This is a genomic window from Oceanotoga teriensis (genome assembly GCF_003148465.1).
Taxonomy (GTDB): domain Bacteria; phylum Thermotogota; class Thermotogae; order Petrotogales; family Petrotogaceae; genus Oceanotoga; species Oceanotoga teriensis.
In genome coordinates, this window is record NZ_QGGI01000001.1 from 54,861 (window position 1) to 79,338 (window position 24,478).

At 27.2% G+C, this 24,478-nt stretch carries 24 protein-coding genes and 2 pseudogenes; 16 read left to right on the plus strand and 10 right to left on the minus strand.

Translation table 11 applies throughout. From position 1 onward, the window contains the following. A partial coding sequence (locus tag C7380_RS00270; protein ID WP_109603479.1) for a hypothetical protein occupies positions 1 to 443 on the plus strand: 443 nt, incomplete at its 5' end. Positions 444 to 509: 66 nt separating this feature from the next. Here the strand turns inward: C7380_RS00270 and C7380_RS13800 are convergent. Beyond that, positions 510 to 928: pseudogene (locus tag C7380_RS13800) on the minus strand (type IV secretory system conjugative DNA transfer family protein); the annotation flags it as partial. Between the two features lie 275 nt (positions 929 to 1,203). Here C7380_RS13800 and C7380_RS13805 point away from each other — a divergent pair. From C7380_RS13805 to C7380_RS13730, 9 genes and pseudogenes are all read left to right on the plus strand, one after another. Beyond that, on the plus strand, positions 1,204 to 1,464 hold the full coding sequence (locus C7380_RS13805; RefSeq protein ID WP_371682078.1) for a DUF3781 domain-containing protein: 261 nt from the start codon (positions 1,204 to 1,206) through the stop codon (positions 1,462 to 1,464). A gap of 376 nt (positions 1,465 to 1,840) precedes the next feature. Beyond that, positions 1,841 to 2,074 (plus strand): single-stranded DNA-binding protein, encoded by a 234-nt coding sequence (locus C7380_RS00285; protein WP_109603481.1) that lies wholly within the window; start codon positions 1,841 to 1,843, stop codon positions 2,072 to 2,074. A gap of 15 nt (positions 2,075 to 2,089) precedes the next feature. Next, entirely contained in the window at positions 2,090 to 4,006 is a 1,917-nt protein-coding gene (locus C7380_RS00290; RefSeq protein ID WP_109603482.1) for an ATP-dependent nuclease, read from the plus strand. After that, positions 3,996 to 4,682 (plus strand): UvrD-helicase domain-containing protein, encoded by a 687-nt coding sequence (locus C7380_RS00295; RefSeq protein ID WP_158274729.1) that lies wholly within the window; start codon positions 3,996 to 3,998, stop codon positions 4,680 to 4,682. The genes C7380_RS00290 and C7380_RS00295 overlap by 11 nt, the downstream gene beginning before the upstream one ends. Before the next feature lie 16 nt (positions 4,683 to 4,698). Continuing rightward, a complete protein-coding gene (locus C7380_RS00300; RefSeq protein ID WP_371682076.1) occupies positions 4,699 to 5,877 on the plus strand; it encodes a UvrD-helicase domain-containing protein in 1,179 nt (392 codons plus the stop codon). Positions 5,878 to 5,942: 65 nt separating this feature from the next. Next, complete coding sequence (locus C7380_RS00305; protein ID WP_109603485.1) at positions 5,943 to 7,139, plus strand: hypothetical protein; 1,197 nt, start codon at positions 5,943 to 5,945, stop codon at positions 7,137 to 7,139. A gap of 222 nt (positions 7,140 to 7,361) precedes the next feature. After that, positions 7,362 to 7,831, plus strand: a pseudogene (locus C7380_RS13810) (hypothetical protein); the annotation flags it as partial. 85 nt (positions 7,832 to 7,916) lie between these two features. Then, the gene (locus C7380_RS13645; RefSeq protein ID WP_206050477.1) at positions 7,917 to 8,162 is read left to right on the plus strand and encodes a hypothetical protein; all 246 of its coding nucleotides are present in this window, start codon (positions 7,917 to 7,919) and stop codon (positions 8,160 to 8,162) included. Next, positions 8,143 to 8,268 (plus strand): hypothetical protein, encoded by a 126-nt coding sequence (locus C7380_RS13730; protein ID WP_306765948.1) that lies wholly within the window; start codon positions 8,143 to 8,145, stop codon positions 8,266 to 8,268. The genes C7380_RS13645 and C7380_RS13730 overlap by 20 nt, the downstream gene beginning before the upstream one ends. 29 nt (positions 8,269 to 8,297) lie before the next feature. On the opposite strand, the gene C7380_RS00320 is transcribed toward C7380_RS13730, so the two are convergent. From C7380_RS00320 to C7380_RS00330, 3 genes are read right to left on the minus strand one after another with little or no spacing between them, the layout of a single operon-like run. Further along, a complete protein-coding gene (locus C7380_RS00320) occupies positions 8,298 to 9,149 on the minus strand; it encodes an MBL fold metallo-hydrolase (RefSeq protein ID WP_109603486.1) in 852 nt (283 codons plus the stop codon). A gap of 41 nt (positions 9,150 to 9,190) precedes the next feature. After that, complete coding sequence (locus C7380_RS00325) at positions 9,191 to 9,697, minus strand: GNAT family N-acetyltransferase (protein WP_109603487.1); 507 nt, start codon at positions 9,695 to 9,697, stop codon at positions 9,191 to 9,193. Between the two features lie 12 nt (positions 9,698 to 9,709). Next, positions 9,710 to 10,147, minus strand: coding sequence for a MarR family winged helix-turn-helix transcriptional regulator (locus tag C7380_RS00330; protein WP_109603488.1), 438 nt, complete (start codon positions 10,145 to 10,147; stop codon positions 9,710 to 9,712). Positions 10,148 to 10,396: 249 nt separating this feature from the next. Between C7380_RS00330 and C7380_RS00335 the strand changes: the two genes are divergently transcribed. Both C7380_RS00335 and C7380_RS00340 read left to right on the plus strand, forming a co-directional pair. Next, positions 10,397 to 10,579, plus strand: coding sequence for a GNAT family N-acetyltransferase (locus C7380_RS00335; RefSeq protein WP_109603489.1), 183 nt, complete (start codon positions 10,397 to 10,399; stop codon positions 10,577 to 10,579). A 44-nt stretch (positions 10,580 to 10,623) separates the two neighbouring features. Next, complete coding sequence (locus C7380_RS00340) at positions 10,624 to 11,232, plus strand: GNAT family N-acetyltransferase (RefSeq protein WP_109603490.1); 609 nt, start codon at positions 10,624 to 10,626, stop codon at positions 11,230 to 11,232. A 98-nt stretch (positions 11,233 to 11,330) separates the two neighbouring features. Here C7380_RS00340 and C7380_RS00345 read toward each other — a convergent pair whose 3' ends face one another. Together C7380_RS00345 and C7380_RS00350 are read right to left on the minus strand one after the other, a co-directional pair. Next, on the minus strand, positions 11,331 to 11,750 hold the full coding sequence (locus C7380_RS00345; RefSeq protein ID WP_109603491.1) for a MarR family winged helix-turn-helix transcriptional regulator: 420 nt from the start codon (positions 11,748 to 11,750) through the stop codon (positions 11,331 to 11,333). A 12-nt stretch (positions 11,751 to 11,762) separates the two neighbouring features. Continuing rightward, positions 11,763 to 14,024, minus strand: coding sequence for an ATP-binding cassette domain-containing protein (locus C7380_RS00350; RefSeq protein WP_109603492.1), 2,262 nt, complete (start codon positions 14,022 to 14,024; stop codon positions 11,763 to 11,765). A gap of 161 nt (positions 14,025 to 14,185) precedes the next feature. On the opposite strand from C7380_RS00350, the gene C7380_RS00355 reads away from it, so the two are divergent. Beyond that, entirely contained in the window at positions 14,186 to 14,713 is a 528-nt protein-coding gene (locus C7380_RS00355) for a GNAT family N-acetyltransferase (protein ID WP_109603493.1), read from the plus strand. Positions 14,714 to 14,753: 40 nt separating this feature from the next. Continuing rightward, entirely contained in the window at positions 14,754 to 15,227 is a 474-nt protein-coding gene (locus tag C7380_RS00360) for a hypothetical protein (protein ID WP_109603494.1), read from the plus strand. On the opposite strand, the gene C7380_RS00365 is transcribed toward C7380_RS00360, so the two are convergent. Further along, a complete protein-coding gene (locus C7380_RS00365) occupies positions 15,224 to 16,543 on the minus strand; it encodes an MATE family efflux transporter (protein ID WP_109603495.1) in 1,320 nt (439 codons plus the stop codon). The two genes, C7380_RS00360 and C7380_RS00365, sit on opposite strands and share 4 nt — an antisense overlap. 233 nt (positions 16,544 to 16,776) lie before the next feature. Here C7380_RS00365 and pyrR point away from each other — a divergent pair, with 233 nt between their 5' ends. Together pyrR and glgP are read left to right on the plus strand one after the other, a co-directional pair. Next, a complete protein-coding gene (pyrR, locus tag C7380_RS00370) occupies positions 16,777 to 17,313 on the plus strand; it encodes a bifunctional pyr operon transcriptional regulator/uracil phosphoribosyltransferase PyrR (RefSeq protein WP_109603496.1) in 537 nt (178 codons plus the stop codon). 94 nt (positions 17,314 to 17,407) lie between these two features. Further along, positions 17,408 to 19,969 carry an alpha-glucan family phosphorylase gene (glgP, locus tag C7380_RS00375; RefSeq protein WP_109603497.1) on the plus strand — a complete coding sequence of 854 codons (2,562 nt, stop codon included), beginning with the start codon at positions 17,408 to 17,410 and terminating at the stop codon, positions 19,967 to 19,969. Positions 19,970 to 20,012: 43 nt separating this feature from the next. On the opposite strand, the gene C7380_RS00380 is transcribed toward glgP, so the two are convergent. From C7380_RS00380 to C7380_RS00390, 3 genes are all read right to left on the minus strand, one after another. Beyond that, positions 20,013 to 20,543, minus strand: coding sequence for a hypothetical protein (locus C7380_RS00380; RefSeq protein WP_109603498.1), 531 nt, complete (start codon positions 20,541 to 20,543; stop codon positions 20,013 to 20,015). An 18-nt stretch (positions 20,544 to 20,561) separates the two neighbouring features. Beyond that, on the minus strand, positions 20,562 to 23,066 hold the full coding sequence (locus tag C7380_RS00385; RefSeq protein ID WP_109603499.1) for an adenosylcobalamin-dependent ribonucleoside-diphosphate reductase: 2,505 nt from the start codon (positions 23,064 to 23,066) through the stop codon (positions 20,562 to 20,564). Positions 23,067 to 23,190: 124 nt separating this feature from the next. Beyond that, the gene (locus C7380_RS00390; protein WP_240597451.1) at positions 23,191 to 24,423 is read right to left on the minus strand and encodes an aminopeptidase P family protein; all 1,233 of its coding nucleotides are present in this window, start codon (positions 24,421 to 24,423) and stop codon (positions 23,191 to 23,193) included. Between the last annotated feature and the right edge of the window lie 55 nt (positions 24,424 to 24,478).

Below are 24,478 nucleotides of genomic sequence, written 5' to 3' on the forward strand. Positions count from 1 at the left end.
AAAAAAAAGTTTCAAAGAAATATATTAAAAAAACTCATAATATCTCTATAAATACTCCACTATTAGAATGTAACTTTTCTTTTAATTCAAAATTTAGACATTATTTTTCAAAAATCACAGGTGTTATATCATTTAAATTTACAGCTGATATGGCAACTGCATGGAGAAAAGTAAAAAATGAAAATGATAAGAACTTTACAATCCAAAATATGTTAGATATTTATTATGGAAAATCAAATTATGCAAAGTATGATAATTCAATGTGCCAGTGGAATCAATTTGTAAAAGATTTTTGTGAAGATGAAAAAAGCTTTTTATACTCTAATAAATTGAAAGTTGCCTCCATACTTTGGAAAGAAATAAGAAATTCCAAAAAAGAAAAAGTTTATCATAAAGAATTACTTGATAAATATTCTGAGAAAATAAAAGACTATCAAAAATAAATTTAAATGACTAACTAAAAAACTATATATGATAATTACTTTTATTATTTTAGTAAAGAATATAAATACAGATATTTTGTACCCATAATAATTCTTTGTGATGCTCCTGAGTAATTTCGGAACAAATCGCCTTAGTATCAGTACAGAGGAAACTTATACCGTAGGCACACGTATATTCAATATTGGGATAGAGAAAGTTGGCAGTTTTACCTACACCGGCTGCGTCGATCATGAGACAGTGAATGCCACCGTCATCAGGGCGGGAGATTCTGCACACGTCGCCATTTTTCTGGTTCATAGACATGGTGTATGTCCTTTTAATTTCTTTTTCTGTGGCGAAACGGGCGGGTACAATGCTGACCGTCACCAACCGTTTTTGATTTGATGGTGCTAAGGGTGTAATAATGTGCTAAAAGAGAAAGACCGCCAATTACGAAAAACATCACGGCGACTACTGCTATCAGTATAGTTATTTGGAATAACATACTGAAATCCTTTCATGATTTCTGTTCTATGTAAAATAAATTTATGATAATCAATGAGGTAAAACACTATGGAAAAGTACACGACTGAAGAATTAACCGAGGCGCTACGTGCTATTAACTCCATCATTCACAAATGTGAAAAAGCACAGGAGAAGTTCCCAGAATGCAAGTCCCAACATACGCTTCTGAAAAACCAATTAAAAGCAATGTATATTTCAAAAGCATTAATTACAGAGGCGTTGTCTAAAATAGAGCCAGACACAGAAACAAAAAACATATTTGATGATAGTTGCAGTTCTGAGTTACTGCTTTCAAACTTGGATCAACTGCATACCACGAATTTAGGGGCTGAACGTATCCGAAAAAACCTTCGTTTAGACACAGATGATGTGGTCGACTGGTGCAGAGGAATAATTAAAGCTGCAAACGCCAATATCACACGAAAGGGTAAGAATTGGTACATCGCCGTGGATGATTGCGAGATTACCGTAAATGCTCACAGCTACACTGTTATCACCGCACACAGATTGGCATAAAAAGCATGACTTGCAAGTCTAAATAAAGCAACTGTTACAAGAAAAAAGAACAGGGAATTAAAAGAGAAAAGCAAATATAGTCCTATGAGAAAATGTAATAAGAGTTCATCGGTAACTACAGCACCTAAGGTATTACAATTAAATATGACAAACAGATAGAAAAACTACAACAGCAGATGCTTACACTCATAGAAAACAAAGCAAAAAAAGAGCTGTCAGCGAGGACTTTATTGTTGGCGGTTTTGCTATTTTAATTCTAAATATTCTGTAAAATTGCGTCTAATATGATGTTTTGCTGTTGCAAAATATTAAGAAAAGATATACAATTGTAATAACAATGTTATTTATATCATTATTTCGATTAGGAGGTATCATTTTGTCAACAGTAAATGAATTATTAGATATGTCAAAAATAGAATTAACTAACCTTAAATCCAGTGAAATATTCTTAGTTCGTGATCTTTTCAAAGGATATGAGTGGAATAGAATATCACGAAGTGACCGTCTCCTCCTTGGCACCTTATTTCTCAATTATATCAAAAGTAATGATATAAGCGTTGTTCCGATTGAAAAGACTTTATCTGGGCAGCAGAGATACAAGATAATGTAAAGGAGAAATAATACTATGATTTTAACAAAATTAAACCTATGGAATTTTAGAAAATTTTCAGCAAAACAAGAAGCTCCTGGGGTAGAAATAAATTTTCATAAAGGAGTAAATGCTCTAATCGGTGAAAACAATTCAGGCAAAACCGCTATTATAGATGCCATAAAAATAATTCTTCAAACTCAGAGTAATGAGTACTATAGAATAACAGAAGATGATTTTCATATTAATGAAGATGGTAGTATTGCTACTGAATTTAAAATAGAGTGTATATTTGAGGAGTTTACAGATGACGAAGCTAAAAATTTTATCGAATGGCTACAATTAAAAAAAGATAGTGATGGTAAGGTAAAATATTTTTTAAATGTACAATTCAATGCTTGGAAAGAAAAAAATAAAATTTTCACAGAGTTTAGAGCTGGTATGAATGAAGATGGATATAGAATGGATGGTAAAGCAAGGGAATTGCTTAAATGTACATACTTAAAACCACTTCGTGACGCTGAGCATGAAATGAGATCTGGTAGAAACTCAAGAATATCGCAAATATTATACAATCACAGTGTTTTTAATTCAAAAGAAGAACATGAGCTTGTAGGAATCATTAAAGAAGCAAATGAAAAAATAGAGAATTATTTTACTAACACTGATGAGGGTAAAAAAGTATTAGGAAAAATTGAAAGTAATTTTAATGAGTTTTTATCTTTATCCACGAAAGAGGATACTCGATTACGAACATCAAACATGCGATTGAAATCTATTTTAGAAAGTCTTTCATTAGATACATCCGAAACTCGGCCAGGATTAGGTGTACAAAACTTATTATTTATTGCTGCGGAATTACTATTACTAAATCGAGATGAAAATAATGGTTTAAAGCTTGCTTTAATAGAAGAAATTGAAGCACATCTACATCCACAAGCACAACTACGATTAATAGATTATATCCAAAAAGAGTACAATGATTCAGGCGTACAATTTATAATATCAACTCACAGTACAGCTCTAGCTTCAAAAATAAATGTAAAAAATGCTTTGTTATGTAAAGATGATAAAATTTTTTCACTTGCACCGGACAGCACGAAGTTAGATAAAGGTGATTACCTGTTTTTGCAAAGATTTTTAGATACCTCAAAAGCTAATTTATTTTTTGCCCAGGGGGTTATTATGGTAGAGGGAGATGCAGAAAATCTATTGATACCCGCTATAGCAGATATCATAGATTTACCTTTATCCAAATATGGTGTTTCTATTGTAAATGTAGGAAGTACAGCATTCTTAAGGTATTCAAATATTTTTAATCAAAGTAACGGTTCTGATATTGGGATACCAGTTTCAATCATTACAGACTGTGATGTAAAAATTGAGTACGATAAAGATGGTAAATTAAATAAAAAGGAAGATGACACTAAAAATGAAATCGAAAGATTAGAAAAATATTATAATTCTAGTTGTGTCAAAGCATTTATTGCTCCAAATTGGACCTTAGAATATACAATAGCATTAAGTAAAATTAAGAAAGAATTGTATAAAGCAGTACTTTTTGCTCAAAAAATCCAAAATAGCGATAAGTATGCTTTAACAGAAAAGAAAATTCAAGAAGTTGATAAAGCGGTTAAATCCAAATTCGATACTTGGGAAGAACTCGAGACAGATAAATACGAAGCAGCATATGAGATCTACCAGAAAACTTTGCTTGATAACAATATTTCTAAAGCTATAACTGCGCAATGTTTAGCTAGCATACTTCAATATTCTATTTTAAAAGATTCAGAAGATGTTACAGAAGAAACGATGTTTGACTTAGATTTATATCAAATAGAGGTGGATGATGAGAAAAAATCTAAACTGAAAGAAAAGATATTGAATAGTGAAAAATTAGCTTATATTGTAAAGGCGATTCAATATGCAACGAGGTGTGGATATGGAAATTAATGATTGTGATATTATTGAAATAGAAGAAATCCTACTTCCACAAGGATGTCATTTTACTGAAGAAGGAAAAGAGTTTTTACGTTGTAATGAAAGTAAAGAAGTTTTAGCCTGTCCAGGTAGCGGAAAAACAACTTTGCTTATGGCAAAACTATATTTACTTAGTAAAAGTATGCCTTTTGATAATAATGCAGGTATTTGTGTTCTTTCGCACACAAATGTAGCAGTAAATGAAATTAAGAAAAGGCTTGGAACTGCAGCGGATAAGATTTTAGCCTATCCTAATTTTGTTGGCACAATTCAAAGTTTTATTGACAAGTTTGTTGCTTTTCCGTACTTAACTAACATTACAGATGTCGCAATACAAGTTGTCGATGATATTAATTATGCAGATCGCTTATGGAATCTATGTAACTCTAGTAAAAAATATAGCAAATTACAATATCTAATCAAGAAAAATGTAGAAATTAGCTCCAAATATAATAGCCCAGAGTCTTATATTCGAGATATGTATATTGGGGAAGATGGTAAGCTGAGAATTAAAAAAATTAAAAAGTGTATTAGTGGTAATGATAAACCAAGCACAAAACAATTTATAGATATTAAAGAAGAATTATTATCAAATCACGGAATTATTAGATACGCATTATGCATATGCACTTTCAAGCTCTGCAATTAAAGAATATGGAAAAGAATTGAAAAATCTAATGGCTAGTCGGTTCAGATATGTTTTTGTAGATGAATATCAAGATTGTGACTCGCTACAATCTGAAGTCATTAATACTTTGTTTGATACTACAATCCTACAAAAAATAGGTGATATAGATCAAGCTATTTATAATAGTTTTCATGCAGATGAAACACCTTGGAACATTTCAGAAAAGGCTTTGACTTTACCAGGTAGCAATCGATATAACCAAAAAATTGCAGATATATTGATTCCACTTAGAACTAATAAAACTCCAATTGTATCATTAAATAATAATTGTAAAATCCCCCCCACTTTGATAGTTTATGGTGAAGATAGAATAGAAGATGTTATAGATGTTTTTTATGAGGAAATAAAAAATAACAAGCTAAATAAATTAACTGCAAAAGGGGTATTTAAAGCAATAGGAATGATAAAAAATGGTTCAGGAATTACGATAGGTAGTTACTGGAATGAATATAAAAGAGATAATATAAATTCAAATAATTTATGTTTGAAAGACTATATTAACCAACTTCTATTTGAACTAAAAAAAGGTAACTTACATAATATAGATATTATAATTAGAAAGATGTTTTGCCGGATTTGTTTTATTTATGGGTATGTTGAAAAAAAAACAAATCGAAGCTTCACTGTTAATACTATTAAAGAACAGTTACTTTCTTGCAATAAAATTGATTACAAAAATAGTATTTTAAAATTATGTAATATGAAAAATTATAGTTTTAATGAGGTCAAAAAGTTTTTGCTATCTTTAATAGCGAAGATTTTTGACTCTTCAGATATTAAAACTTTAAATGATTTTATAGATGATTCAAATCAAAATAGTAAGATTAGCGAAAGTAATAATATTTGGAAAAGTAGAAAATGTGATGATGAAATAAATGTTGAATTCAATACGGTGTATAAAGTAAAAGGAGAAACTCATACGGCTACGTTATATTTAGAAACAGAAACGAGTCGTGCATCAGATATAAAAAGAGTATTACCGTTAGTTAATAACAAAAAAGCTCAAAATTTAAAATCAATACATGAAAAAAGCAAAAAGGTTATATATGTTGGATTAAGTAGGCCTTCTCATTTACTTTGTCTTGCAATTCAACAGAAAACATATAGCAATAATGAAAATGTATTTAAAAATTGGAAAGTAATCGAGTTAAAATAAATTATCTGATTTCATTATTTCCATGGTTAAAACATTACTATTTCAGGGAGGAAGGGCGTTGTAATATGGACTTTAATTTCAAAAGGATACGTCCTAATATGTCACTGTATTATATAGATAAGAATTCTAAACATATTTATTCAATATCAAACAGCTGTGATTTAGCTAGTGATTTTAACAAATATGCCACACACTTTTTTAATGCAGCAGAATGTGTTATTCATTACTTATTAGAAGATGCGGCTGCGAAACAAGATATAGCAAAACTAGATATGTGGTATTTTGCTATGATTTATTTGTACCGACAAAGTTTAGAATTACTACTTAAGGCGAATATATTTCGAATAGTTGACTCTGATACTAATAAAAAAGAAATTGTGGGAGAAATACGTCATGATCTTAGACAAGCATTTGAGAAGTTATTAGAGTTAATGAATTTAACAACCGAGAATAATGATAATGCAAAATGGCTATTTGATTTCTTGTCAGATATCTCTCGAATTGATAGAGCGTCGGATATGTTTAGGTATCCATTTGATAACAACTTAAAAGTATTGTTTGAAAAAAAAACTCATATTTCTTTGTCAGTAACGCATGAAAATATGAATAAAGCTTATAACATACTGTGGGATATGTACAATTTAGGGATTTTTACAGAACAGGAGTATAAGGTTTATTCCCCTAAATTAATTATTGAAGGCGGTCATTATTACCAGCAAAGTGTTGTAGGCTATAAATATACTGAACGCTTATTTTACCCTTATTATTCATCATACGAGGAAGTAGGAAATTTATTGGAAGATGTTATTATATCACAAAATAGGCATGCACTTTTTCTGCCGATGTGTTATATGTATCGTAATGCAATTGAACTTGGATTAAAAAGATTGATTATTGAAGATAGCCATATAGAAAGAGATAGAGCCTTGAAAATAATGAAAAAGAAAAAGCACAGTATCCTCGGTCTTTGGAATAGTATCGTTGATGAGATTAAAAAGTATTCTAATGCTCCAGATGATGACACAACAATTGATAATACACAGCAGTATATAGAGACGCTTCATAATTTTGATCAAAGTTCAGATTTATTTAGGTATCCTTGTAATAAAAAAATGGAACCCTATTTTTCAGAAGTAAAAACATTTGATATAGAAAATGTAGCTTCTTGCTTTCAAGAGCTTTGTAATTTCTTAGATATTGTTGATAGTATGTTGCAGGAAGTAAAGGATTTTGAGACAGAGATGTATGCTGATCGGTATTAATATAATGCGTTACCAGTTCTATAGTAGGTACCTTTTAAAATTGATACTAAAATTATTAGCAGAATCAAAAGAGAATTGAATAAAATATAGACACACTGTGGGCCAGAAGGAGTTTTACTATGAACAAAAAAGAATTTGAACAATGGTTAAAGAATACAACTAATTTAACAGATGGAACAATTAAGTCGTATGTCTCAGATATAATGTAATTATAATTAAAATAAAAAATACTTCTCTGGAAAATTAATTAAAAAAAAGTTTCAAAGAAATATATTAAAAAAACTCATAATATCTCTATAAATACTCCACTGTTAGAATGTAACTTTTCTTTTAATTCAAAATTTAGACATTATTTTTCAAAAATCACAGGTGTTATATCATTTAAATTTACAGCTGATATGGCAACTGCATGGAGAAAAGTAAAAAATGAAAATGATAAGAACTTTACAATCCAAAATATGTTAGATATTTATTATGGAAAATCAAATTATGCAAAGTATGATAATTCAATGTGCCAGTGGAATCAATTTGTAAAAGATTTTTGTGAAGATGAAAAAAGCTTTTTATACTCTAATAAATTGAAAGTTGCCTCTATACTTTGGAAAGAAATAAGAGATTCCAAAAAAGAAAAAGTTTATCATAAAGAATTACTTGATAAATATTCTGAGAAAATAAAAGACTATCAAAAATAAATTTAAATGACTAACTAAAAAACTATATATGATAATTACTTTTATTATTTTAGTAAAGAGTATAAATTCGGATGATCTAAGAAAAATGCAAAAATGGATACTTCCATCAAATGGATTAAGTATATTTTTAATATTATCTGGTGTTTCCCTATTTGTTGCATGGCTACCAGATATAATATCTTCACTTATAAACGGAAAATCATTATCTCTTATAGAAGTATATACAACAGAAATCACTTATGTATTAGACATTGGAATAATAAGTCCTTTGATATTTATATGTTTATTTTATCTCAAAAAAAATGAAGGAATTGGAGATAGCTGGTATTAAAATACCTATTCCAGCTCTTATTACTAAACTTGGAATATTTGTTTTACTTGCAACTTTTGCAGCATATTTTAACACCAAATTTTATAAAAATATAGATTTAGTATAATTTTTTTAATATTATTTTATATTTAAAGATTAAGATCTTTTTTTAATATTACCATTAATAAAACTACAAATGTTATAAAGTTCTTCTTCATTAGGTGATTTATTATAAAATTGAGTATATTTCTCAACTACTTCATTTTTTATATATTCATCTCCTACAAAATTACCTATTCTTATGAGATCATCAAGATAATTTAAAAATTCTTCTTTACTTTCTGGACGATAATGAGATGTAAGATAATATAATGCATCATATTCTTTTATTTTATTTATCATTGGAAATAACTTATCCCTGCTATAACTCCATTCACCATTATATATGTCTTCACAAGTACAATCACCTAAAAATATTGTTTTTTCATTTGGAACATAAATAATGGTAGAATCTTCAGAGTGACAACCTCCAACATGATCAATTACACAATTGATTCCACCTAAATCAATTTCTAGACTCTTTTTAAATGAAATATCTGCATTTGAAGTTCTAAAATCATCTCGATTTGGCATTTCAAGTTTTATCATTTCACTACAAAACTCTATTTCTTCACCATCATTTACTCGTTTGTCTAAATTGAAATCATCCCATGTTAGTTTTTGCATTTTGTTTAAATTTTCTTTAGTAATATCATTACAAATTGTCATTAAATTCATAGTTTCAATTCCAAATATATGATCCCAATGCCAATGAGTTAATACTAAATATTTTAATGGAGGAATATCTAATTTACTAATTTCATTTAAAAATTCATTAGCATGCTTTGGAGAGTTACCAGCATCTACAACTAAGCTATATTTATCGCCATAGATTAATCCTAATAAAGGTCTATCTGTTCTATCATCATTTGGCATATAATAAATTCTTTCCGTAAGATTAACAAGCATTTTTTTAACTCCTTTTAATATTTTTGTTCTTTTAAAAAAATTTATTTCATTTTCTTTTCAAAACGAAAAAAATAATCTCCACCTATCATATCTTCGGGTATATTAGAATCTTTGTGTTGTGGATTATAGAATTCTACAATATGAAAACCACAACGATTTACATAGAAATGAATATTTCTTTTTTCAAAATATGGAGTAACAGTCTCCCAAATTTTTGTTTTAGAGTGAATTTTTTCAATTTCTTTCCAAATAGCCTGTCCCACGCCATAGTTCTGCGTTCCATATTTCACATAGAGAAAATCAAGATGATTATGTTGTGTCTTTTCATCAATTATAATAATTGCACCACCAACCATTTTATCATCTAAAATTGCTTTATATGCAATTGATCCTTTAGTTTTTAATGAATGATTTATATCTTCTTCAGGAAGTATTTCTGCATCTAAATCATAAAACTCAGACTCTGCAGCTTTTTGAAAAGCTTCTTGCATGTCTTTTTTGTATTCTATCAAATCTTTTTGTTCTACAGTTAATAATTTAAAGTTCATATATAACACTCCTTATAAAAAATTAATTTGTTCACGAAAACATTTTACATATTTTTCCATCAAAAATATGTATGTATCAATTTCTTTTGAAGACCATGATTCAAAAGATTTTAATTCTGCTTCGTATAGCTTAACTACAGTATTATTTATATGCTCTTTACCTTTTTCTGTAAGAATAATTTTTTTTGATCTACCTTTATATTTTTTTAAATATAAAATATCATCATTCTCTAGATTTCTAATAGCCGAATTTACAGTTTGTTTACTAATTCCCGATTTCTTATAAATATCACTGAGTTGACAAGTTTCTCCCATATCATAAATAGTATATAAAACAATAGAAACACTATCTGTAATACCCAATTTTAAAGAAGATTTATGATATAAGGCATCCATTTCAGAAGATAAATAATTGATTTTATGTATTTTATCAAAATTTTTTTTATTCATTACAATCCTCCTAAGTATGATTTCGTACTTTTATTATAATACTAAATTATATTTTTTTCAATAAAGTTTTTATAAATTTAGAGAATTAACTTTTATGTAATGTAATAGTGTATATTTAATTTAAGTAAAAGAGATATATTATATTTAAAAATTGATTTAAAAAATTTTATTCTGATAAAATATATAATAAGATTATTATCAAAAATAAAAAACCTTAAATAGGAGAATAAAAATAATTTATGTGAATACATGATTCAACGCGTAGATAAAAAATTTAAAAATTATCATCAAACTGGATATGGTAGTGAAGCAGCTCTGGAAGCAATAAAATATGAATTTGCAAATGGAACACGTAGAATTTATGCAGAAGCATCACCCGAAAATGAGGCATCTTGGAGATTAATGGAAAAAATTGATTTGCATGGAATATAATATTAGAATATTGTATTTATAATAAACATAAGAGGTGAAATAATATGATATCAATTAGTAATAGTAAAGTAATATTACGTGATTTTATAGAAAGCGATATAGAAAAACGTATTTCATGGGAAACCAAACATACAGAATGGAAGCTTTGGGATGCTCCTTGGGAATTTGATAATATTACACAAGAACAAAAGCAAAAGAAACTCGATAAATATATAGAAAAAATGTATGCATTGGTGGAAAAATATAAAATTATGTCAGATACAAAAAAACGTTTATCTTTTCAGATCTGTAATAAAAATAATAAATATATAGGATGGTGTAATTCTTATAGAATTGATAATGAATTTTTATACTCATCTGAAGGTACTAAATGTGCTATAGGTATAGATATACCTGATATATCATACAGAGGAAAAGGTTATGCATTTCATTCTCTTTGCCTTTTTATAGATTATCTTATGGAACATGGTGAATCAGAAATATATACTCAGACATGGTCTGGAAATATCAGAATGATAAATCTTGCCAAAAAACTTGGTTTTGAAGAATGTTCAAGAAAAGAAAACTCAAGAAATGTGCGTGGTAAAAAATATGATGGGCTTACATTTCTATTGAACAAAGTACTTTATAAAAAATCAAAACAAGAATTATAAAAAAATTGTTATAGTATTTTTAAAATATTGAAAAAATAAGTCTTAAAGAAAAGACAGTTGCTTTTGAAAAGCATCCTCATAAAAAGACATAATAAATATTATTTTTCTGAGTACAAATCTGTAATTTTTTTACACATGATTGAAAAAGTATGTACTTCTTCTTTAGTTAACGCTTTTTCAATTAAATTCATAATTTCATGTCCAAAATTGTCAACACGATTTAAAAAAGATTTTCCTTCTTTAGTAATTATTATATTATAAGAACGACGATCATTTATTTGCCTTTTTTGAATAATATATCCTTTTTCCAGCAAACGTTTTGTTAATTTTGAAATACCTGATTGTGAAATGCCTCTTATTTGAGCGAGTTCTTTAGTTGTTTTCGTTCCATATTTGTTTAATGTATCAAGTATATAGTATTGTGCTGTTGAAACACCTTCAACATTGAAACGATTTGAATATGATACAATCATGCATTGAAGAGGAATATAACCTTCTTCTAATTCTTTTGTAAACATTAAATTAACCTCCTATTCTTTATTAATATATTTTTTTAGATATTTTCCAGTTAAAGATTCTGAACATTTAATTAAATCTTTCGGTACTCCTGAAAACATAATTTTACCTCCATTTTCTCCTGCATATGGACCTATATCAATAATCCAATCTGCTTGACAAATAATATCTAAATTATGCTCTATAACAATAAGAGTTGAATCTTTATCTACAAGATGATTCATTACATCAATTAATTTTTTCATATCAGCCATATGTAAACCTGTTGATGGTTCGTCCAACACATAAATATTACCTTTATTTTCAAGTTCAGAAGCAATTTTAATTCTTTGTAATTCTCCTCCCGAAAGAGTACTTAATGGTTGTCCTAAAGTAATATAAGTAATACCAACATCTGAAAGTCGTTTTAAAACATTTATGATTTCTTTTTCTTGGAAAAATTCTAATGCTTCTTTAATTGTCATTTTAAGAATATCAGCGATATTTTTTCCTCTTAAATTATAATTAAGTACTTCTTCAGTATAACGATTTCCATGACATTTTTCACACACTGTAACCATCGTATCCATGAATGCCAAATCAGTATAAGTAACACCTAATCCTTTACAATTAGGACAAGCTCCTTTGGAATTGAAACTAAATAAAGAGGCATTTACATTATTATTTTTTGCAAATAATTTTCTGATAATATCAAAAATTCCTGTAAAAGTTGCAATATTTGAACGTTTTGATGCTTGAATTCTTTTCTGATCAATAAAAACAGTTTCTGGATATAATTGCGACAATATCCCATTAACAAGCGTACTTTTTCCTGACCCAGCAACTCCAGTTACAACAGTCATTACTCCTTTTGGTATATCAATTGAAATATTTTTTAAATTATGCATTGTTGCATTTTTAATGGAAAGCCAACCTTTTGTACTTCTAGGAAAAGATTTTATTTTTGGTAAATTGGCTAAACATTTTCCTGTAAGGGTATCTGATGTTTTTAGTCCTTCAAAGTTCCCTTGATATACAATTTCTCCTCCATCAATTCCGGACTTCGGTCCCATATCAATAATATAATCTGCAATTTTTATCATATCTGGATCATGTTCTACAATTAAAACAGTATTTCCTTTATCCCGTAATAATTTCATAATTTCATTAATTTTTTTTATATCATGAGGATGAAGACCTATACTTGGTTCATCAAAAATATATGTAAGATCTGTCAAACTACTCCCAAGTTGACTAATCATCTTAATTCTTTGAGATTCACCCCCTGAAAGAGTTGAAGTTTCTCTATTTAAACTCAAATAATCTAAGCCTATAGATATCATATGTTGAATTCTATTTAGAAGTTCCGAAATAATTGTAATAGATATAGTATTATGTATTGATTTAATAAAATTTAAAAGTTCATTTATTTGCATATTTGAACAATCTGATATGTTTTTACCTTTAATTTTACAAGATAAGACTTTATCATTCAAACGTGTTCCATTACAATGCGGACAATCTTGTGTCATAACAAATTGTTCAATTTTTTTCTTATATCTAATCTTTTCTCCATCTTCTTTTTTTAAAAAACTTCGCTCAATACGTGGTATTAGTCCTTCATATAAAGAAGTTTTATGCCATTTAGGATTTGGATTTTTTACTTTAATTTTTTCAGAATAAAGTAAAAGTTCTAATTCTTTTGCAGAATAATCTTTTATTTTTTTATTATTATCAAAAAATCCCGAATGAATATAACGAGTTAATCTCCAACCACCAGGTTCAAAAGTGGGAAAACGGATAGCCCCTTCATTTAAGGATTTATTTTTATCTAAAAGTTTTTCAATATCAATGACTTGAATTTTTCCTAAACCTTCACAATATTCACACATTCCTAAGGGGTTGTTAAAAGAAAAAACATCTGAATATCCAATAAAGGGTTTTCCAATTCGAGAAAATAATAAGCGTAATAAAGAATATATATCTGTAATCGTACCAACTGTTGATCGAGCATTATTTCCTAATTTTTTTTGATTGACAATAAAACTTACTGATAAATTTTCAATTTTATCAATATTTGGAGTTCCATAATGTGGCATGCGATTACGAATAAAACTTGTGTAAGTTTCATTTAATTGTCTTTGCGACTCTGCAGCTATTGTATCAAATACTAAAGATGATTTTCCAGATCCTGAAACACCTGTAAAAACTGTAATCTCTTTTTTTGGTATCATAATATTTATATTTTTTAAATTTTTTTCTCTTGCACCTGATACTTTAATATAACTTTTCATCATTTTACCTCTCTATTTTTATATGATATGGTTAATATATGAATGGGTTAAGTATATTCTATCATTATTTTTATTTTTTTACAATGACCAAAATTTTTGGAATAAAATAAAATAATGTTATACTATAAGAAAATGTATATGAAAATTAATGTGAGGTAAAGAATATGGATTATAGAAAATTACAAATTGATGAAATTAATAGACAATTATTTGACAAATTTAAACGTTATCAAAAAGTCACGAAATGCTGGAGAAAAATAAATGATGAATGGATTATTAAGGATATTTCATTTATAGATCAGTGGAGTGAAGACAATTATAATGAACTAATAAAATGCCTAAAAAAAACATTAGATACTGGGGGAATCGTATACGGAGCTTTTTTAGAGAACTCTTTAAAAGGTTTTGTTTCTGTAGAAAATGGATTTATTGGTAAAAACAAAGAATACTCTGATCTTTCATCAATTCATGTATCTGAAGATATGAGGGGTCATGGTATAGGTAAAAAACTCTTTCAAATTGCTGTAGAATGGGCAAAATCTCAAGGAGCAAAAAAAATGTATATTTCTGCACATTCTGCGGTAGAATCGCAAGCATTTTATAAATCTTTAGGATGCCAAGAAGCTTTAGAATATAGTAAAGAACATGTTGAAAAAGAACCTTATGATTGCCAATTAGAATATCTTTTATAATGTATACTCTATAAATATAAAAAGTCATGGGGGTAAACATATGAAAATAAATAAAAAATTAAAAATTTTATCTAAAATTGGAAAAGAATTAAATAATGCCAATATTACATGGGCAGTAGGTGCTTCTTTATTACTATATTTAAAAGGATTTTTGGATGATTTTCAAGACATCGATATTATAATTGCAGAAAAAGATATAAGTAAAACTAAAAAAATATTATTAAAACTTGGAAAACTTGAACCAGAAAACCCGAATATTAAATATAAGACTAAAAAATTTCTTGAATTCAAAGTAGATTGTTTAGATATTGATATAATTGCCGGATTTACAATAGTCAATAATAATCAAAATTTCTATTTTCCATTAAAACAAGAGGATATTAAAGATTATATTGAAATTAATGGTATAAATATACCTCTTCAATCCGTAAATGAGTGGAGAAATTATTATAGTTTAATGGGTAGAACTGAAAAAGTAAAAATTATAGATGATAATATAAAAAATTATCATTAATATTTTTTTATATTTGATTTTTTATGTTTTATAATAAAAATATAAGATATAATAAATGTTATTGACTCTGCAGCAGGCACTGTAGCCCAAACTCCTTTTATTCCATAAAAATATGATAGTATTAATAAAAAAGGTATTATAAATAAAAAACCTCTTGAGAAAGATATAATAAAAGATGGTTTAGACATATTAACAGATGAAAAAAATGATGCGATCACAAAATTTATTCCCATAAATAAGAATCCTATAAAATATATTTTTAAACCCGTATTGGCTATTTCAAACATCATAAAGTTGGAATCTTTATTAAATAGATTTACAATCTCTTTTGAATAAATAAAAACAAATCCATATATAATAATTCCCAAAATTAAAGCTATCACTAATGCTATTATTAAAAGAGTTTTTACATTATTTTTTAAATCCATTCCATAATTTTCACTTATTACAGGTTGAATACCTTGAGATAATCCTGTAAATATAGCCATTACAACTAATGCAACATTCGCAATTATTCCATAAGCTGCAACCCCAATATTTCCCATTAAATTCATTATTATTAAATTAAATAGAATAATTATTATACCAGAAGAGAATTCATTTAAAAAGTAAGTTATACCAAGATGAACAGTTTTTCTGAAAATTGAGAAATCTAAATTATATAACTTTAATATTTTAAAATTTTTTAATATATATTTAAATATAATAAGTATGCTAAATAAAGGAGAAAATACAGTTGCTATAGCTGCTCCTCTTATTCCAAGATCTAAAATAAATATGAAATAATAATCCAAAAATATATTCAAAATGCTACCAGATAGCATGGCGAACATCGCTAACTTTGGTTTATTATCATTTCTAATAAAACATATAAAAACATTGTTAAAAATAAAAAAACTTGAAAAAGATAAAATAATTTTTATATATGTACTTGACATATCTTTTATAACTTCGTTCGCGCCTAATATCATCGAAAGATCTTCTGAAAAAAACACTCCCAATAATGTAAATACTATACTAGCTAACAAAGAAAAAATTAGAGAATTATTAAAAATTCTATTTGTTTTTTTTATATTTTCTTTATATATAGAATATTGTATAGCCCCTCCCATTCCAATTAAAAGTCCTATTCCATTTAAAAATGAAAAAATTGGTATAGATATATTTAATGCTGCTAAACCTTCATTTCCAATTCCATTTGCAACAAAAAAAGTATCAGCTAAAACATATAAAGATATACCAATCATACTTAAAATATTAAAAATAACTTGTTTTAAAAAATTATTAATATAGTTGTTTTTTAAAACTTCTTGCATATAAACTTCTCCTTTCAATAAAAAACGTTAGAAAATCATATCCTAAGGCCTAATGATATGAGTTTCTAACGCTTTTTATTGTATACTTATCCGGCGATAAATATACAAAGCTATAATATTTAATTGTTGAAACAAATTATACCATTCTATTATTAAAAATAAATATAATTTTTATGAAAAATAATGATAAATATGCTATAATGAATGTATAAATGATATGAAAGGAGTTATTTATGAACTTAAAAACTAAAATACTTGATTCAAAAGATATCAAAAGAACTTTGATGAGATTATCGCACGAAATTGTTGAAAAAAATAAAGGTGTAGAAGATATTATCCTAATTGGTATAAAAACAAGAGGAGTATTTATAGCTCAAAGATTAAAAGATAATTTGAAATTGATCGAATCTTTTGATGTACCAGTTGGAGAACTTGATGTAACTCCTTATAGAGATGACAATAAAAAATCCGAAAACGATACAAGTAAAATAGAAGATAATTTAAATGGTAAAAAAGTTATACTTGTAGATGATGTATTATTCACAGGTAGAACTATAAGAGCTGCAATGGAAGGATTAATTAAAAGAGGAAGACCTGAATTTATTGAACTTCTTGTTTTAGTTGATAGAGGTCATAGAGAATTTCCAGTTAGAGCAAATTATATAGGTAAAAATCTTCCAACATCAAAATCAAGAGAAGAAGTATTAGTAAAATTAGCAAATATAGACACTGACATGGAAGAAGGAGTGTATATTTTCGAAAAAGAATAAAAATTTTCGTTTTAACTTGATTTTCACAATTTTTCTGGTATAATTTAATCAGTCGCTTGGAAAAAAATTTCACATTTTGGAGGGAGGATATCCAATGAAATTTTTAAATAAGGTTACAGCTGTTGCTAAATTACCTGAAAGAATATCAGGTTTAAAAGAGATATCTAAAAATTTATGGTGGACATGGAATTATGATTGTCAGACTTTATTTGAAGATATTGATAAAGTTCTTTGGGAAAAAACAAATCATAACCCTGTTATATTTTTGAAACAAGTAAATCAAAAAAGTCTTGATAAAGTTGTTTCAAATGATTCTTTTTTAGAAAGATATGATAACGTTTTTAGTAGCTTTAAATCATATTTACAGGAAAAGAACACTTGGTTTAATTCTACTCATAAAAATTATAACGATGGCGAAATAGCTTATTTTTGTGCTGAGTATGGACTACACGAATCATTTCCTATATACTCTGGAGGACTTGGAGTTCTTGCCGGTGATCATGTAAAAACTGCTTCAGATTTAGGTTTACCTTTTGTTGCAGTTGGTTTCTTATATAAAGAAGGATATTTCATACAAAAACTTGATTCAAATGGAAATCAAGAAAGTCATTATATTAATTATGATTTTTCGGATTTTCCTGTTGAACCCGCTAAAGATGAAAATAATGAAGATATATATATAGAAATGAATATATTGAGAAGAAAAGTATATGTAAAATTATGGAAAATAGATGTAGGCAGAGTTCCTCTGTATTTATTAGATACTGATATAGATCAAAATGATCCTGAAGATAGATTATTAACACATAGACTTTATGGTGGAGACCATGAAATGAGAATCAAACAAGAAATTCTTCTTGGAATAGCTGGTGTGAAAGCTTTAAGAAGAGTTGGAGTAAATCCTTCTGTTTGGCATATGAATGAAGGACATGCAGCATTTTTAAATCTTGAAAGAATTAGAGAATTTGCAGAAAAGGGATTAAATTTCAAGCAATCTGTTGAAGCTGTAAGATCTAATTCTATTTTTACAACTCATACACCTGTACCAGCTGGTAACGATGCTTTTCCTGTACATATGATAGAAAGATACTTTAACTATTATTGGGAGAACCTCGGTGCTTCAAGAGATGAATTCTTTAATCTTGGTTTAGAAATTAGAGAAGATGGTTCACATATGTTCTCTATGACAATACTTGCATTAAAACTAGCAGGAAGGTCTAATGGAGTTTCTGAGCTTCATGGAAAAGTATCAAGAAATTTATGGAAACATGCTTGGGAAGGTTTAGAAGCTGTTGAAGTACCTATAACTCATGTTACAAATGGTGTTCATTCAGAAACATGGATATCTAATGATTTACAAAAACTTTTTGATAAATATCTCAGTACAGATTGGAGAAATAAATTAGATGATCCAGATATTTGGAGTAAGGTAGATGACATTCCAGATGAAGAAATATGGACTATACATAAGAAATTAAAATCTGATTTAATAAGATTTTTACATGATAGAATTAAACTTCAAAGAGCAAGACATGGTGAAACAGTAGAGCAATTAAATGAAATAGAAAAAATAGGTGATAACAATATATTAACTATAGGTTTTGCAAGAAGATTTGCAACATATAAAAGAGCTACTTTAATATTCAAAGATTTAGAAAGACTCGAAAAAATATTAAACGATGAAGAAAAACCTGTACAATTAATATTTGCCGGTAAAGCTCATCCAGCAGATAAACCAGGTCAAGAGTTGATCAAAAGAATCTATGAAATTTCAAGAATGCCTAAATTTAAAAATAAAATAATTATATTAGAAAACTATGATATGAATATGGCAAGATATTTAGTAAGTGGTGTAGATATGTGGTTAAATAATCCAAGAAGACCTCATGAAGCATCTGGTACATCTGGAGAAAAAGCTGGAATGAATGGAGCTATTAATTTTTCTGTATTAGATGGTTGGTGGGTTGAAGGTTTTGATGGCAATAATGGTTGGGCAATAGGTGATAATAGGGATTATGAAGATCTTGAACTTCAAGATAAGATTGATAGTGTATCTATTTATAATCAACTGGAAAATGAAATTATCCCTAAATATTATAATACTTCAGATAAAGGATATTCACATGATTGGATTGAAGTAATGAAAAATTCTATAAAAACAGTTTCATCGTTCTTTAACACTCATAGAATGCTCAAAGAATATACACAAAAACTTTATATGCCAGCAATTGTTCAGGGAAAAAATTTCTATTCAAATGATTTTGAAATAGTAAAAGATTTTACTTATTGGAAAGAAATCTTAGAAAGAAATTGGAATTCTATAAAAATAAAAGCAGTTGTAGATACTGATTTATCAGAAGAAATTGCAGTTGGTAAAGAAATAAATGTCAATGCAGAAATATATTTACCAGGAATAGGACCAGATTCAATAACTCCAGAAATTATAATAGCAAGATTAGAAGATGAAAAAGTAGTTTCTATTAAATCTTTTGATTTAAAACTAAAAAAAGAAATTCAAAAAGATTTATATAAATTTGAAGGAACTTTCGAAATAGAAGAAAGAGGTAATTATGGTTACAATGTTAGAGTAATTGCTAATCATCCCTTTATGCCTCATAGAAATTATTTAATGAATTTCGTAAAATATCCTGAATAAAAAAATAAACCTGATTTAGATTCATCTAAATCAGGTTTTTATTTTATAATATTGGAAATCTCAAACCCTGTATATATGGATCATTTTTTTCAAACTCTCCAGAATATTCATCAACAACTTCTAAGTTTTCATAATTAACAACCGTCATATAGCATTCTCCACTATCATTTTCAGTAAAAATTGAAGGATAATACACCAAATCTTCATCATCCACTTCTTCAATATCATCATCATCTGTTATGTTAACTTCTGAAAGAATAGAATATGATTTTATATCTATTACATCTTTTATTTTTTCTAAGAAATTATTAAATGCTTCTAATTGTTCTTCGCTTTCTACTTCAAAAGGGAAATATATAGGTATTATATCTTCTATATAGTTTAAATCTTCTATATATTCTTTTAACTCAACAGCATATTCTTTATCAAAATCATTGACATATTTTATAAAATCCTCTTTAGTATTTTCATTGAGACTAGCCCATACAACTATAACAGGATGAATATGATCTTTATGTATAAAGCCATCATTCAATGCACTGTCTAAGAATAATTTATGAAACTTATCTTTCATTTTACACCTCCACTTTATTTAAGAGCATTTTGACCATCCACATGTTTTACAAGAGGTGCATCCAGACTCCATCATCAAAGAGTTTTTAGATAAACAACTTGGACAATAAGTATTTTTTTCAGAATCTATATAAACACCTTTTTCATATTTCAGACCATTAACATGAACAAATTTCTCTATATCTTCTTTAGATTTTGGTATTCCTGTTTTTATAAATTCAAAATCTCCGTTTTCTTCTTTCCATAAATTAGTAAAATCATCTATTGCTTTTTTTACTTCTTCAGCTAAGTTTTTACAATAACCGCCTTTGACTTTCTTAAGTTGTTCAATTATTTCATCAGCGGATACTCCAGCTCTAAGAGCTATTGAAGACAATCTTCCTATTATTTCTGTTGTTTCAGTTCCATCAGATAAAAATACTTCTATCGCTTCTCCATTATCATCAAAAGAAACTGTTATATAAATAGTTGAATCATCAAATTTAAATTTTCTTGTTACACTTCTAAGAGTTTCTTTTCTTGGTCTTGCTCTTAATTTGTGTTTTTCATCTAATACAAAAAATGTTATTTTCTGATCATCTTTTTTTTCTTTATTTGCCGTCAAAACTTGAGTCTGAAGACTTCCATCTCTATATATTGTAATTCCTTTAATATTTAAATCAAAAGATTTTTTATATATATCATAGACTTCTTCAACCGTTATTTCATTAGGCATATTTATCGTTTTTGAACATGAAGCATCTAAATAACTTTGAATTACATGTTGAGCTAAAAGATGATCTATTGGTTTTATATCCATAGAAGTAACAAAAACCTTTTTTAGATTTTCATCTATTTCTTCAATGTTTTGAATAGTTCCAGAATCTATTATCTTAGCTTCAAGATTTTCAGTAAGATGAGAGTTAAGTTTATTAATTAAAATATTATTTATATACGGTAAAGGCACTTTTTTACCTTCTTTATCAGTCATATATCTTATATAAGCAAGCATAAAATTAGGTTCTATTCCACTTGAAGTATCTGCTATATTAGATATAGAGCCAGTAGGAGCTATTGTATTTGTTTGTACATTTCTTTTAAAATGTTTTGCTTCATTTTTAAAATGTTCCCTTATTTTAGAATTCCATTCTTTTATAAATTCATCATATTCATCTTCAAGTAATGGCATAGGTATAAATCCATCTTTATATTTTGATTTCTCAAAAGAAGGAAAATTCCCTCTTTCTTTAGCTAATTTTGAACTTGATACATGAGAAAAATATGCTAATGCGGCTGTTGCATTCGCCATAAACTTTCTTCCTTCTTCACTGCTATAAGAAATCTCTTTTTTATATAATGTATCTGCCATTCCCATTATACCTAATCCTATAAATCTTTGATCTTTGGAGATTTCATCTATTTCCTTCAAAGGATATACATTTATATCTATTACATCATCTAAAAATCTTGTACACCAATATATTATTTCTTCAAATAATCTCTGTGAATCTGAAAAAGGATTTCCTATATCAATAATATCGATTAATTTTGATATATCAATAGATCCTAAATTACAACTTCCAAAAGGTGGCAATGGCTCTTCACCACAAGGATTGGTAGCACTTACTGGTGTATGTTCACTCATTGCATAATATTGATTATGTTTTCCAAGAAATAATAATCCTGGATCTCCTGATCTCCAAGCATTTTCAGATATTATCTTCAAAAGTTCTTCAGCTTTTATGTTTCCTTTTCTATCAGAAATATCATGTTTCAATTTTATTTCAGTGTCATTTTCTAAAGAATTTTTAAAATCTTCAATATCATCTATATCTACAGATATATTAAAATAATTTAAGACAGAGTTACCATTATTATCTTTTTTTGCTTTTATAAAATCTAAAACATCTGGATGATTATATTTCAAAACAGCCATTTGTGCAGCTCTTCTTGCTCCTCCTTGTTCTATAGTAGATGCCGATGTATTAAAAACATGCATAAAACTTATAGGCCCAGAAGATTTTCCACCAGTTCCAGCAATTGAAGAACCTTTAGGTCTTAATACAGAAAAATCATAACCAACTCCACCACCATATTTCATTATCATTGCAGATTGTTTTACAGATTCAAATATTCCATTCATAGAATCATCCATAGGTACAACAAAACAAGCTGAAAGCATATTATGTTTTGACCTTGAATCATATATTTTTTTATAATCCTGTAAAGTCATATCTTCTGAATTTTTTTGAAAAACTTCTCTATCTATAGCTTTTCCAGTGTTAAATATAGTTGGACTGTTTGGTAAAAAAACTCTTGAATTAATTAGATTAAAGTATATTTCTTCTATTCTTTTTATCTCTTTTTCATCTTTAATATAATTAATTTCAGCAGATGAAACATGTCTTGAAATTCTCCTCGCTATTTGTTCCCAAGAATCTTCCAAATAATTTCCTTCGCCATCTTTTAGAAAATATCTATCTTTTAATATTGTATAAGCATTTCTTGATATTTTCTTATTCAAAGATTTTAATTTTTCTATCATCAAACAACCCCCTTAAAAAATAATCAAAGTTATTATATCAGATTTATCAACATATAGTATTAAAAATATGTTATTTTTTAGATATGTAACAATATATAGTTTTATGTAAAAAAGGGGTATATATTTATTTCATGAAGTTTTCTATATCTTCAATCTCTTTTATTATCTCTTTGGATAAATTTTCACATCCATTTTCAGTTATTAGTAGATCATCTTCAATTCTTATTCCAATATTTTCTTCTGGAATATAAAGTCCGGGTTCATTAGTAATTATCATACCAGGTTCAAATTCTTTTCCTCTTTGTCCAACATCATGAGTATCAAGTCCTAAAAAATGTCCAATAGAATGAAAATAATATTTAGAAAGATCTTTTTCATCTTCTATTAATCCTAATTTTTTACATCCATCTGCAAGAAGTCTTTTTGAAAGTTCATTAAGGTTTCCCAATGTAATACCAGGTTTAGCATTATTTTCGATTTCTTTCATAGTATCTAAAATAACATTATAAATATCCTTTTGTCTTTGAGTAAATCTACCATTAACTGGAAATGTTCTTGATATATCAGCTGAATAATTATTCCATTTTGCTCCAAGATCAAAAAGAATAAGATCTCCATTAGAAGCTTTAGAATTATTAGATGAATAATGCAAAATAGCTCCATTTTTTCCTGATGCAGCAATGGTAGGAAAGGCATATTCTGTAACTCCATTTGATTTTAAAATAAAATCAAAATAAGCTTCTATTTGATATTCCATCATATCTGGTTTACTATTTTTCATCATTTCATAAATTCCATTTTTGGTTATTTCAATAGCTTTTTTAGTCATATCTATTTCATATTCATCTTTAACTGTTCTTAAATCATTTATCTCATAAAATAAATTATGTATTTTTAAATGTGGATATCTTTTATTTATTTTGTTCGCATAAGTTATATCAGGATTTTTTTTATCTTCATGATTATAATTTTCAATATTAAAATAAATATTTTCATACTTAGAATTTAATAATGCATCTATATAACTATTAAAATTTTCTAAATACATTATTTTTTCTATTCCTGAGATTTCTTGAGTTTCATCGGGGCTCATCTTTTCGCCAATCCATCTTGCTAATTGTTCATCATTTTTTTCTATAAACAAATATTCTTGAGTTTTATAATTTAATTTTGTCAAAACTAATATAAATTTTTCTTCTTCTAAACCCGTTAAATAATAAAAATTATAATTTGGATGAAATTTATAATTTTCATCTGCACTTTTATGAATAGGATTCCCACAAAATATTACAGCAATAGAATTATCTTTCATATAATTTAATATTTTATTTCTTCTCTTTTGAAAAAAATGTTTCAATTTTATTCCTCCCTCTATTGATAAAATAATTATACTTTAATTATAACACGTAAGA